Source organism: Streptomyces niveiscabiei, assembly GCF_001419795.1.
In the GTDB taxonomy this organism is placed as follows: domain Bacteria; phylum Actinomycetota; class Actinomycetes; order Streptomycetales; family Streptomycetaceae; genus Streptomyces; species Streptomyces niveiscabiei.
Window position 1 is genome coordinate 1 of the sequence record NZ_LIRL01000860.1, and the last position, 11,497, is coordinate 11,497.

The window sequence follows — 11,497 nt, forward strand, 5'->3', positions numbered from 1 at the left end:
CGCCGCGGGGGCGGCAGGGGCCGTGTCGCGCGGCGTGCGCTGCGCGGGGGCCGTGGGCCGGGGCCCCGGACGACCGGGACGCGGCGGGGCCGCGGGACGGGGGCCGGGTACGGGACGAGGGGTCTGCGCGCTGCGGCCGACGGCCGGAGTGGCGCGGGGACCCTGGGCACTCTCGTGAATCTGAGGCTCCTCGGGAATGAGAGGCATGAGCTGATTTTTATCAAACGCTGGTGCGACACGCGCCAGGGGGTGGCACATCAGTACGAGCGGTCGCGTCAGAAGTCGAAGCCGAGCTGGCCCTCGATCTCCGGAGCGCTCCCGTCCGCCCAACTGCGGGCCTTCTTCAGGTGCCGCCATTGCGGCAGCCCGTCGAGATAGGCCCACGAGAGCCGGTGGTACGGGGTGGGCCCCCGCTCCTCCAGCGCGGCCTTGTGCACGGGTGACGGATACCCGGCGTTGTCCGCGAAACCGAAGTCTGCATGGTCGACACCCAGTTCGGCCATCATTTTGTCGCGCTGGACCTTGGCGATCACCGAGGCCGCCGCGACCGCCACGCACGACCGGTCGCCCTTGATGACGGTACGGACCCGCCAGGGCGTGCCGAGGTAGTCGTGCTTGCCGTCGAGGATGACGGCGTCGGGCCGGACCGGGAGGGCTTCCAGGGCGCGGACCGCGGCGAGTCGCAGGGCCGCGGTCATGCCCTTCTCGTCGATCTCCTCGGGCGACGCGTGGCCGAGGGCGTACGACGTCACCCACCCCTGGAGTTGCGCGGCGAGCGCGGTGCGGCGTTTGAGGGTGAGGAGCTTGGAGTCGGTGAGGCCCTCGGGGGGCCGGCGCAGTCCGGTGACCGCCGCGCAGACGGTGACGGGGCCGGCCCAGGCTCCCCGGCCCACCTCGTCGACACCGGCAATGACCTTCGCTCCGGTCGTCGCGCGAAGGGAGCGCTCGACGGTGTGAGTGGGTGGTTCGTACGGCATGGCGGTCTTAGCCTACGCCGCCGCGCTCGGTGCTCGACACCCCGGCCCGTCCGGCGGCGGACACGGCGGCGACAGTTCGCTGCCGCACCGCAAAGGGCCTCGCGGGAAGGCTGTTCACGGCCTCGCGTTTCCCCGCTCCGGCGAACGGGTACGGCGGCGGCGCGACCGCATCCCGGGTCGCGCCCCGTCGCACACGTGAAGTGAACGACAATGCGAGCCGATGATCGTATGAGACGTGACCGAGGCGTCCCGGCGTACGGTTCACGCCCCCACCGCTCACCTCACGCCCCGTCGTTCACGCCCCCGCCCGCAGCCACCCCGGGAACGCCTCCGTACGCCGCGCCCACTCCTGCGGCGGCGCCCCCGCGCTCCCCGCCGCGACGATGCCGCCCACGATCGCGCAGGTCGTGTCGACGTCCCCGCCGGCCTGGGCGGTCGTCCAGAACGCCGACTCGTAGTCGCCGAGGGCGCGCGCCGCCGACCAGAGGGCGAAGGGGACGGTGTCGTGGGCGGTGGTGCGCCGGCCGCAGCCGAGGACGGCGGCGACGGTGCCCGGGTCGGAGTAGTCGAGCATGTCGCGGGCCCGCCTGAGGCCCGCGGAGACGGCGCTGCGCGGGACGAGGGCGAGGACCCCGTCGAGGAGGGCCCCGGGGGCGGGCGGGCCGTCGGCGGAGGCGGCGAGGGCCGCGGCGGCGGCCACGGCCATGGCGCCGGCGACGGCCTCGCGGTGCTGGTGGGTGGGGTAGGCGGAGATCTCGGCCTGGTGGGTGGCCTGCTCGGGGTCGTCGGCGTACCAGGCGCCGAGCGGGGCGATGCGCATGGCCGCGCCGTTGCCCCAGGAGCCCTGGCCGTCGAAGAGCGCGGCGGACAGCTCCCGCCAGTCGCCGCCCTCGCGGACGAGCCGCAGGAGCCGGTTGACGGCCGGGCCGTAGCCGCGGTCGAAGTCGTGGTGGACGGCGAAGGAGCGGGCCAGGGCGTCCTGGTCGACGCGGTGGTGGGCGGCGAGGACGGCGACGACGGAGCAGGCCATCTCCGTGTCGTCGGTCCACTGCCAGTCGCCGGGCGGCAGCTCGCGGCGGGCGAGCAGCGGGTAGTTCTCCGGGACGAAGAACTGGGAGCCTAGGGCGTCTCCCACGGACAGCCCGCGCAGGCTGTTCAGGGCGCGTGCCAGGCGCCCGCCGGTCGAAGGGACAGAAGGGTCGGAGGGGACGGAAGGGGCGGGAGTCATCGCGGGTCACCCTATCCGGTGACGCCGTAGGGCTCCGGTTTCCGCCAGCGGTCGAACGGCCGGTCGAGGGTGTACCTGCCGTCATCCCCTAGAACGAGCATCCTCATCTCCGCGTTCCCGGGATTCGACAGGGATTCGAAATCGGCGACGGTCCAGTGGAACCAGCGCATGCAGAACAGCCGCATGGCGAGGCCGTGGGTGACGATCAGGACGTTCGGCGGGTGGTCGGGGTCCTCGAAGCTGCGGAACAGGCTCTCCAGGAAGCCGCCGACCCGGTCGTACACGTCGGCGCCGCTCTCGCCCTGGGCGAACCGGTAGAAGAAGTGGCCGTAGGCGTCGCGGTACGCCTTCTGGAGGCGTACGTCGTCGCGGTCCTGCCAGTTGCCCCAGTCCTGTTCGCGCAGCCGGGGCTCCTCGCGCACGCGTATGCGCGCGGGGTCGAGGCCGAAGGCGCTCAGGGTCTCGTGGGTGCGCCGGTAGGGGGAGACGTACACGCTGACCTGTTCGTCGCCGAAGATCTCCCGGATCCGCTCCCCGGTGGCCTCCGCCTGGCGCCGGCCCTTGTCGGTGAGGGCCAGCGCGTGGTCGGGTTCGCGTTCGTAGACGGTGTCATCAACATTGCCCGTTGACTCCCCGTGCCGGACAAGGACGATGCGCCGTGGTCGTGCCATGCCGAAACCCTAGATCGAGTCACGCGGTTTCGAGCACCCGTACGGGCCCCATACGGCGTAGGTCACACGGAACGGGCACATGCGGAGCGGGCACCTGCGCGGCGGCCTCAGACCGTCCAGGCGGACTCCATCTCGACGATGTCCCCGGTGAGGGCGGCGATGTCGGCCTCGATCTGGGCACGCAGGGCGAGCCGCTCGATGCGTTCGGTGCGGTACTTGCCGTGCTCGGCCTCGGAGCGCCACATGGACAGGACCATGAACTCGTTGCCGGGCGCCTCGGCGAACAGGCCGCGGACCATGCCGGGCGAGCCGGCCATCGCGGGGTTCCAGACCTTCTCCTGCATCAGCGTGAAGTGCTCGGCGCGCTCCTCGTGGACCCGGGAGAGGGCGACGCGCAGCAGGTCGGCGTCGGTGAAGCGGGGTTCGAAGCCGGTCTTGACGTCGAAGCGGTGGTCGAAGAGGCGCACCTGGGCGTCGCGGAAGGTGCCCACCTGGGAGGCCGCGAGCCGGTCGTGGGAGCGGGCCATGAAGGAGTCGTAGAAGGCGCGGCTCTCCCAGAAGGCGAAGACATGCGCGACCGCGGGACGGCTCCGGCTCCAGCCGCCGCCCTGTCCGCGGAATCCCGGTTCCCCCAGAAGCCCCGCCCACTTCCGCTGTCCCCGTTCGAAACCTCGGCGGTCCACCACGGTGCAGCGAATCCACTTGACCAGCACCGCGCCATGGTAAGGCCCCGGGGCGTGGCGCCGGTCACCCTCGGCCGGGCGCTCGCGCACATGCACGTGGCAGGATGGGCAACCGGCCCTGATGACCGGGCAGTTCGGGCCACGAAGCGCAGGGGAGAAGGGGAAGCCTGATGAACGGCCTCATCAAGGGGATCCGCAAGGTGGAGATCTCGGTCAAGTGGGATCCCAGTCCGGCGGGGCAGCCCGCGACCGATCTGGACGTGGTCGCCGGGACGTACCTCCAGAGCGATCCGCAGGGCGCTCCCGGTTTCGTCGTGCATTTCGACAGCCGGTCGCCCGACGGCACGATCTACCTCAACCGGGACAGCAAGGACGGCAAGGGCTTCGGCTGGGACGAGGTGATGACGCTCGAACTCGACCGCCTGGACGCGCGCTACGGCCGTGTCGTGGTCGGCGTCGTGATCCAGCAGCGCCCCGGCCACCGGACGTTCGTCAGCGTCGCCAACCCGAGGTTCCGTATCCGCGAGGGCTACAACGTCCTGGCTGAGGGCGACTTCGGCGACATCCTCGGCTCCACGGCCGCCACCGTCGCCGCGTTCGTCCGCGACCCGAAGGACGGCTGGGAGTTCCACGACGGCGTCCACGGCTTCGAGGACGACCCGGCCGACTTCACCCGCGTCATGGGGACGATCCGCCCGTCCTGACGGGGCACACGTGTACGACGATGTAAGGGGCGCCGGCCATGGCCGGCGCCCCTTACCTCTGGCACCTATCGGTCAGTGCCAGCGTTCACGGGTCAGCTGCATCCGCTGGTCGAGCCGCAGCCCTCGCAGATGTAGCAGGAGCCGGCGCGCTGCATCTTCGTGCCGCAGGAGAAGCAGAGCGGGGCGTCGGCCTGGATGCCGAGCTGCATCTCGACCAGTTCGGCGCTGGTGTGGGCCTGCTTGGGGGTGGGCACGGCGACCGGGGCGGCCTGGGCGGCGACGGCCGCCGGGGCCGTCTGGAGCGGCGCGGACTGGGCCAGGCCCTCGACGTCGACGTCTTCCTCGGCCGGTTCGTACGAGCCGGTCTCCAGGTGGCGCTGGCGCTCCTCGGCGGAGTGGATGCCGAGCGCGGAGCGGGTCTCGAAGGGCAGGAAGTCCAGCGCCAGGCGGCGGAAGATGTAGTCGACGATCGACTGGGCCATCCGCACGTCCGGGTCGTCGGTCATGCCGGCCGGCTCGAAGCGCATGTTGGTGAACTTGGAGACGTACGTCTCCAGCGGGACGCCGTACTGGAGGCCGACGGAGACCGCGATGGAGAAGGCGTCCATCATGCCCGCGAGGGTGGAGCCCTGCTTGGACATCTTCAGGAAGACCTCTCCCAGGCCGTCGTCCGGGTAGGAGTTGGCCGTCATGTAGCCCTCGGCGCCGCCGACCGTGAAGGACGTGGTGATGCCGGGGCGGCCCTTGGGGAGGCGCTTGCGGACCGGGCGGTACTCGATGACCTTCTCGACGGCCTCGCGGATCGCCGCCTCGGCCTTCTCCGTGACCTCGGTCTTCTCCTTGTCCTTGGAGTCCTTGGTCTTCGCGGAGAGGGGCTGGCCGACCTTGCAGTTGTCGCGGTAGATCGCGAGCGCCTTGACGCCGAGCTTCCAGGCCTCGAAGTAGATCTCCTCGACCTCCTCGACGGTCGCCGTCTCCGGCATGTTGACCGTCTTGGAGATGGCGCCGGAGATCCAGGGCTGGATCGCGGCCATCATCCGGACGTGGCCCATCGGGGAGATGGCGCGCTCGCCCATGGCGCAGTCGAAGACCTCGTAGTGCTCGGTCTTGAGGCTGGGCGCGTCGATCACGTTGCCGTGCTCGGCGATGTGGGCGACGATCGCCTCGATCTGCTCCTCCTGGTAGCCCAGGCGGCGCAGGGCCTGCGGGACGGTGCCGTTGACGATCTGCATCGAGCCGCCGCCGACCAGCTTCTTGAACTTGACCAGGGCGAGGTCGGGTTCGACGCCGGTGGTGTCGCAGGACATCGCGAGGCCGATGGTGCCGGTCGGGGCGAGGACCGATGCCTGGGCGTTACGGAAACCGTTCTGCTTGCCGAGGCGCAGGACGTCCTGCCAGGCCTCGGTGGCCGCGGCCCACACCGGGGTGTCGAGGTCGTCCATGGTGACGGCGGCGCCGTTCGCGTCCGCGTGCTGCTTCATGACGCGGTTGTGGGCGTCCGCGTTGCGCGCGTAGCCGTCGTACGGGCCGACGACCGCGGCGAGTTCGGCGGAGCGGCGGTAGGCCGTACCGGTCATCAGGGAGGTGATGGAGCCGGCGAGGGCACGGCCGCCGTCGGAGTCGTACGCGTGGCCGGTCGCCATCAGGAGGGCGCCGAGGTTGGCGTAGCCGATGCCGAGCTGGCGGAAGGCGCGGGTGTTCTCGCCGATCTTCTGCGTGGGGAAGTCGGCGAAGCAGATGGAGATGTCCATCGCGGTGATGACGAGTTCGACGACCTTCTGGAAGCGCTCGGCCTCGAAGGACTGCTCGCCCTTGCCGTCGTCCTTCAGGAACTTCATCAGGTTCAGCGAGGCGAGGTTGCAGGACGTGTTGTCCAGGTGCATGTACTCGCTGCACGGGTTCGACGCGGTGATCCGGCCGGACTCGGGGCAGGTGTGCCAGTTGTTGATCACACCGTCGTACTGGATGCCCGGGTCGGCGCAGGCCCAGGCGGCCTCGGCGAGCTTGCGGAAGAGCGCCTTGGCGTCGACCTTCTCGATGACCTCGCCGGTCAGGCGGGCGCGCAGGCCGAACTCGGTGCCGTTCTCGACAGCGGTCATGAACTCGTCGTTCACACGGACCGAGTTGTTGGCGTTCTGGTACTGGACCGACGTGATGTCGTCGCCGCCGAGGTCCATGTCGAAGCCCGCGTCGCGCAGGGCGCGGATCTTCTCCTCCTCCTTCACCTTCGTGGCGATGAAGTCCTCGACGTCCGGGTGGTCGACGTCCAGGACGACCATCTTGGCGGCGCGGCGGGTGGCGCCGCCGGACTTGATGGTGCCGGCCGAGGCGTCGGCGCCGCGCATGAAGGAGACCGGGCCCGAGGCGTTGCCGCCGGAGGAGAGGAGTTCCTTGGAGGAGCGGATGCGGGAGAGGTTCAGGCCGGCGCCGGAGCCGCCCTTGAAGATCATGCCCTCTTCCTTGTACCAGTCGAGGATCGACTCCATGGAGTCGTCGACGGCCAGGATGAAGCAGGCGGACACCTGCTGGGGCTGCGGGGTGCCGACGTTGAACCAGACGGGGCTGTTGAAGCTGAAGATCTGGTGCAGGAGGGCGTACGCCAGTTCGTGCTCGAAGATCTCCGCGTCCGCGGGCGAGGCGAAGTACTTGTGGTCCTCACCGGCCTTCGTGTACGTCTTCACGATGCGGTCGATCAGCTGCTTGAGGCTGACCTCGCGCTGGGGGGTGCCGACCGCTCCGCGGAAGTACTTGCTGGTGACGATGTTGACCGCGTTCACCGACCAGAAGTCGGGGAACTCGACGCCACGCTGCTCGAAGTTGACCGAGCCGTCGCGCCAGTTGGTCATGACGACGTCACGGCGCTCCCAGACCACCTCGTCGTACGGATGCACGCCGGGGGTGGTGTGGATGCGCTCGATGCGCAGGCCCTTGGTGGCCTTGGCGCCCTTGGCTCGGGAACCTCGTGCCGGACCGCTCGCCGTCTCTGTCATGCCGCCTCCCTGGTACAGGCAAAAACGCCCAGAAATGCCACGTTGTTCCCGTGACACAGTGTGATTTCTGAAGTTGCGGGCAGCCGAAAAATCCTTCCGCCCGCAACAGGTCTCCTCATCGCCGCCGTCCGGCCGGCCCCGGTGTCTCCGCCCGGTCGCCGGCCGCCGGATCAGTCGGCGGTGGCGGCGGGTTGGGGCACCTGAACGGCCCTCCCGCCGGTGTCCTCCGGGACCGCGCCCGCGCGGACGTCGTCGTCCGCGGCCGGGGGTCCCGTCTGGTCCCTGAGTTCCACGATCGCGGCCTCGAAGTCCTCCAGCGAGTCGAACGCCCGGTAGACCGAGGCGAATCGCAGATAGGCGACGAGGTCGAGCTCCTGTAGCGGGCCGAGTATGGCCAGCCCCACGTCGTGGGTCGTCAGCTCGGCGCTTCCGGTGGCCCGTACGGCCTCCTCGACCCGCTGGCCGAGCTGGGCGAGGGCGTCCTCGGTGACAGGCCGTCCCTGGCACGCCTTGCGCACACCGTTGATGACCTTGGTACGGCTGAAGGGTTCGGTGACTCCGGAGCGCTTGATCACCATCAGTGAGCAGGTCTCCACCGTCGTGAAACGACGGGAGCAGTCAGGGCACTGACGGCGCCTGCGGATCGACGTGCCGTCGTCGGTCGTACGGCTGTCGACCACACGGCTGTCGGGGTGCCTGCAGAAGGGGCAGTGCATGGATTCCCAACCCTCCTCACAGCAGACTCGATGGCCTCACGGGCCCCTCGGGCCTCACGAAGCAGCCCCCAGCATAGGCGATCCCCGGGGGTGCGAATACACGGGGCACCACAACTTCTGGGCCACGGCGCCAATCCAACCACTAGATGTGGGGGATTGACGAATAAACCCAGGCCACTCCCGCGTGTCGCGCCGACAGGGCGCCCGACGACGTCTCCACGCGCACACGCGCGCGGGACGCCACCTGGGCACATGGGGAGATTGCGTGCGCGCGGGAGGGAGGAGAGGTGGGACTCGGGGCTTGATCCCCGCCGGACGGAGCATCGGCTGGCAGACTGGGACGACGGCCCGCAAGGGCCGCCGATGGCGGCGGTGAAGGGTACGACGTCAGCCCGTTCCGCACGCCGGACACGGCGTGAGCCATACACCTGGACACATGATCAAGTCCAACTCTTCGGGGTTTTTCACTCGAACGTGTGTTTGGCGCAACCTTTCGAAAGCAACTACCGTTGTCAAGCAGGGAGACCATCGAGAGGGGCCGCCGTGACCACCACCGCAGACAGTGCCACCATCACCGCCCAGGACCGCTCCCAGGGCCGGCTCGACCCGGTGCACGCGATGAACGAAGCCACCAGTCCCGAGGGGCACAAGCGCTCCCTGCCGGGCCGACCTCCAGGCATCCGGGCGGACAGCTCGGGCCTGACCGACCGGCAGCGGCGGGTGATCGAGGTCATCAGGGATTCCGTGCAGCGGCGCGGCTACCCACCGTCCATGCGGGAGATCGGCCAGGCCGTCGGCCTGTCCAGCACGTCCTCGGTGGCGCACCAGCTGATGGCCCTGGAGCGCAAGGGCTTCCTGCGCCGCGACCCGCACCGCCCGCGCGCGTACGAGGTGCGCGGCTCCGACCAGTCGGTCTCCGTGCAGCCGACGGACACCGCGGGCAAGCCCGCCGCGTCGTACGTCCCGCTGGTCGGCCGGATCGCCGCCGGTGGCCCGATCCTCGCGGAGGAGTCCGTCGAGGACGTCTTCCCGCTGCCCCGTCAGCTCGTGGGCGACGGTGAGCTGTTCGTGCTGAAGGTCGTCGGCGACTCGATGATCGAGGCCGCGATCTGTGACGGCGACTGGGTGACCGTCCGGCGCCAGCCCGTCGCCGAGAACGGCGACATCGTCGCCGCGATGCTGGACGGGGAGGCGACGGTCAAGCGCTTCAAGCGCGAGGACGGCCATGTGTGGCTGCTTCCGCACAACGCCGCGTACGAGCCGATCCCCGGCGACGACGCGACGATCCTCGGCAAGGTGGTGGCCGTACTGCGCCGCGTCTGAGGCGGTGTGCGGGCGAGCCTTCCTGCGCCTCCGCCCTGTTGACTGGGCCCCGGGATCCCTGCGCCGGTTCCGGGGCCCTGTGTTGTCTTCTCACGGTGCCCTGAGGTGCTGGGGGGTCCTGAGGTGCTGGGGGGCGAGTCGTGGCTCGCCCCCTCTTTCACGCCCTCACGCCCCTGCCTGCTTCGCCGCCGCGTCGATCGCCGCGAGGGACTTGCGGACCTGGTTGCGGTCCGTCGTGTACCAGAAGTCGGGCATGGAGGACTTCAGATAGCTGCCGTAGCGCGCGGTCGCGAGGCGTTGGTCCAGGACGGCCACGACACCCCGGTCGCCCGTCGCGCGGACGAGGCGGCCGGCGCCCTGGGCCATCAGGAGGGCCGCGTGGGTGGCGGCGACGGACATGAAGCCGTTGCCGCCGGCCTCCTCGACCTTCTTCTGCCGGGCGCTCATCAGCGGGTCGTCGGGGCGCGGGAACGGGATCTTGTCCATGACGACGAGCTGGCAGCTGGGCCCGGGCACGTCGACGCCCTGCCAGAGCGAGAGCGTGCCGAACAGGCACGTCCTCGGGTCCGCCGCGAAGTTCTTGATCAGCTCGCCGAGCGTCTCCTCGCCCTGGAGGAGGATCGGGAACTCCGGCATGCGCACGCGCAGTTCCTCGGCGGCGAGCTGGGCGCCCCGCATCGACGAGAACAGGCCGAGGGTACGGCCGCCGGCCGCCTGGACGAGGTCGGCGAGCTCGTCCAGCATGTCCGCGCGGTCGCCGTCGCGCGCGGGGCGCGAGAGGTGCTTGGCGACGTACAGGATGCCCTGCCTGGGGTAGTCGAAGGGCGAGCCGACGTCGACGCCCTTCCACTGGGGCAGGTCCTCGCCCTCGACGCCCTCCGGGGCGAGCCCGAGGGACGCGCCGACGCCGTTGAAGTCGCCGCCCAGCTTCAGCGTGGCCGAGGCCAGCACGACCGAGCGGTCCGCGAAGAGCTTCTCCCGCAGCAGGCCCGACACGGACATCGGCGCGACGCGCAGGGACGCCCCGAAGCGGTCGTGGCGCTCGTACCAGACGACGTCGTACTCGGAGCCCTGCACGATGCGCTCCGCCACGTCGTGGACGGTCTCCACCGACGCCAGCGCCTGCTTGCGGACCGCGTCCTCGTCCTGGACGGACTTGTCGCGGGTCGTGCCGAGCGCGGAGATCACCGCGCGGCCCGCGTCGCGCAGGGCCATCAGGGCGTAGTTGAGGTCCTCCGGCAGCTCTTCGAGGCGTCCGGGCAGGGCCAGTTCCATGAGCCGCTCGAAGCCCTCGGCGGCGGTCTGGAGCTGGTCGGCGACCTTCTCGTCGACCAGCTTGGCGGCACGCCGCACCGCGCGGTTGACCTGTCCCGGGGTCAGCTCGCCGGTGGCGACGCCGGTGACCCGGGAGACCAGTTCGTGCGCCTCGTCGACGATCAGGACCTCGTGCTGCGGGAGGACCGGGGCGCCTTCGATGGCGTCGATCGCGAGCAGCGCGTGGTTGGTGACGACGACCTCGGCGAGCTTGGCGCGCTCGCGGGCCGTCTCGGCGAAGCACTCCGCGCCGTACGCGCACTTGGAGGCGCCCAGGCACTCACGGGAGGAGACCGACACCTGCGCCCACGCGCGGTCGGAGACGCCCGGGGTGAGGTCGTCGCGGTCGCCCGACTCCGTCTCGTCCGACCAGTCGCGCAGCCGCAGCAGGTCCTGGCCCAGCTTGCTGGAGGGGGCCGCCGCCTCGAACTGGTCGAAGAGGCCCTCCTCCTCGTCCTGCGGCACGCCCTCGTGCAGCCGGTGCAGGCACAGGTAGTTCGATCTGCCCTTGAGCATCGCGAACTCCGGGCGGCGGCGCAGCAGGGGGTGCAGGGCGTCGACCGTGCGCGGGAGGTCGCGTTCCACGAGCTGGCGCTGGAGGGCGAGGGTGGCGGTCGCGACCACCACCCGCTCGCCGTGCGCGAGCGCGGGGACGAGGTATCCCAGCGACTTTCCGGTGCCGGTGCCGGCCTGCACCAGCAGATGGGAGCCGTCGTCGATCGCCTCTGCGACGGCTTCGGCCATGGTCACCTGACCGGGACGCTCCGCGCCGCCGACGGAGGCGACGGCGGCATGCAGGAGTTCGGGGAGAGAGGGCTTCGTCATAGCGCGACCACCCTACGGCCCGGGACTGACAATCGTGCGGCCGATCGGGGGCTGAGGGGTGGGATC

The 11,497-nt window shown here is 70.5% G+C and carries 9 protein-coding genes and 1 pseudogene; 2 read left to right on the plus strand and 8 right to left on the minus strand.

Going from position 1 to position 11,497, the window contains the following annotated elements; genetic code table 11:
• The 5 genes and pseudogenes from AOK24_RS51540 to AOK24_RS35630 all read right to left on the minus strand — a co-directional run.
• A pseudogene (locus AOK24_RS51540) lies at positions 1-207 on the minus strand (hypothetical protein); the annotation flags it as partial.
• Positions 208-275: 68 nt separating this feature from the next.
• Positions 276-977 carry a ribonuclease HII gene (locus tag AOK24_RS35615; protein ID WP_055724109.1) on the minus strand — a complete coding sequence of 234 codons (702 nt, stop codon included), beginning with the start codon at positions 975-977 and terminating at the stop codon, positions 276-278.
• Positions 978-1,272: 295 nt separating this feature from the next.
• Positions 1,273-2,205, minus strand: a complete 933-nt coding sequence (locus AOK24_RS35620) for an ADP-ribosylglycohydrolase family protein (protein ID WP_055724110.1) — start codon at positions 2,203-2,205, stop codon at positions 1,273-1,275.
• A gap of 11 nt (positions 2,206-2,216) precedes the next feature.
• On the minus strand, positions 2,217-2,876 hold the full coding sequence (locus tag AOK24_RS35625; RefSeq protein WP_055724111.1) for a histidine phosphatase family protein: 660 nt from the start codon (positions 2,874-2,876) through the stop codon (positions 2,217-2,219).
• Positions 2,877-2,983: 107 nt separating this feature from the next.
• Positions 2,984-3,589, minus strand: coding sequence for a YdbC family protein (locus AOK24_RS35630; protein WP_055724112.1), 606 nt, complete (start codon positions 3,587-3,589; stop codon positions 2,984-2,986).
• A gap of 140 nt (positions 3,590-3,729) precedes the next feature.
• Between AOK24_RS35630 and AOK24_RS35635 the strand changes: the two genes are divergently transcribed.
• Entirely contained in the window at positions 3,730-4,263 is a 534-nt protein-coding gene (locus tag AOK24_RS35635) for a TerD family protein (protein ID WP_055724113.1), read from the plus strand.
• A gap of 92 nt (positions 4,264-4,355) precedes the next feature.
• Here the strand turns inward: AOK24_RS35635 and AOK24_RS35640 are convergent, their stop codons facing one another.
• Complete coding sequence (locus AOK24_RS35640) at positions 4,356-7,253, minus strand: vitamin B12-dependent ribonucleotide reductase (protein ID WP_055724114.1); 2,898 nt, start codon at positions 7,251-7,253, stop codon at positions 4,356-4,358.
• A 170-nt stretch (positions 7,254-7,423) separates the two neighbouring features.
• Positions 7,424-7,969 carry a transcriptional regulator NrdR gene (gene nrdR / locus AOK24_RS35645; RefSeq protein ID WP_055724115.1) on the minus strand — a complete coding sequence of 182 codons (546 nt, stop codon included), beginning with the start codon at positions 7,967-7,969 and terminating at the stop codon, positions 7,424-7,426.
• A 543-nt stretch (positions 7,970-8,512) separates the two neighbouring features.
• Between nrdR and lexA the strand changes: the two genes are divergently transcribed.
• A complete protein-coding gene (gene lexA / locus AOK24_RS35650; protein WP_055724116.1) occupies positions 8,513-9,292 on the plus strand; it encodes a transcriptional repressor LexA in 780 nt (259 codons plus the stop codon).
• Between the two features lie 165 nt (positions 9,293-9,457).
• On the opposite strand, the gene AOK24_RS35655 is transcribed toward lexA, so the two are convergent.
• Entirely contained in the window at positions 9,458-11,431 is a 1,974-nt protein-coding gene (locus AOK24_RS35655) for an ATP-dependent DNA helicase (RefSeq protein WP_055724117.1), read from the minus strand.
• Positions 11,432-11,497: the final 66 nt, after the last annotated feature.

Coding starts and splice junctions, on each gene's coding strand:
- AOK24_RS35615 (WP_055724109.1), bottom strand. CDS start 977: ATGCCGTACGAACCACCCACTCACACCGTCGAGCGCTCCCTTCGCGCG.
- AOK24_RS35620 (WP_055724110.1), bottom strand. CDS start 2,205: ATGACTCCCGCCCCTTCCGTCCCCTCCGACCCTTCTGTCCCTTCGACC.
- AOK24_RS35625 (WP_055724111.1), bottom strand. CDS start 2,876: ATGGCACGACCACGGCGCATCGTCCTTGTCCGGCACGGGGAGTCAACG.
- AOK24_RS35635 (WP_055724113.1), top strand. CDS start 3,730: ATGAACGGCCTCATCAAGGGGATCCGCAAGGTGGAGATCTCGGTCAAG.
- AOK24_RS35640 (WP_055724114.1), bottom strand. CDS start 7,253: ATGACAGAGACGGCGAGCGGTCCGGCACGAGGTTCCCGAGCCAAGGGC.
- nrdR (WP_055724115.1), bottom strand. CDS start 7,969: ATGCACTGCCCCTTCTGCAGGCACCCCGACAGCCGTGTGGTCGACAGC.
- AOK24_RS35655 (WP_055724117.1), bottom strand. CDS start 11,431: ATGACGAAGCCCTCTCTCCCCGAACTCCTGCATGCCGCCGTCGCCTCC.